Origin of the sequence: Microbacterium sp. GbtcB4 (assembly GCF_019091465.1) — a bacterium.
GTDB classification, from domain to species: domain Bacteria; phylum Actinomycetota; class Actinomycetes; order Actinomycetales; family Microbacteriaceae; genus Microbacterium; species Microbacterium paraoxydans.
The window spans coordinates 1-237 of record NZ_JAGXJJ010000533.1 but is presented as its reverse complement, the minus strand read 5'-3'; the positions used below and the strand labels follow the sequence as shown (position 1 = coordinate 237).

Below are 237 nucleotides of genomic sequence, written 5' to 3'. Positions count from 1 at the left end.
CGTGGCGATGGACCCGAAGACCGGGCGCATCCTCGCGCTGGCGTCCACCCCCGGCTTCGACACCAACAGCATGGCGACCCACGACGCGAACGCCGCCAACGCCACCTCCGACCAGCTCGTGGCCGACCCCGGCAAGCCGCTGTCGAACCGCGCGATCGCCGGTGACCTCAATCCCCCGGGCCCGACGTTCAAGATCGTCGTGGCGGCGGCCGCCTACGCCAGTGGCGAGTGGACGCC

1 protein-coding gene is annotated in these 237 nt (G+C 72.2%); it reads left to right on the top strand.

The window, feature by feature from the left end:
* Positions 1 to 237 (top strand): penicillin-binding transpeptidase domain-containing protein (locus KVS71_RS18725; RefSeq protein WP_254635920.1); only part of this gene is annotated, 237 nt, incomplete at both ends.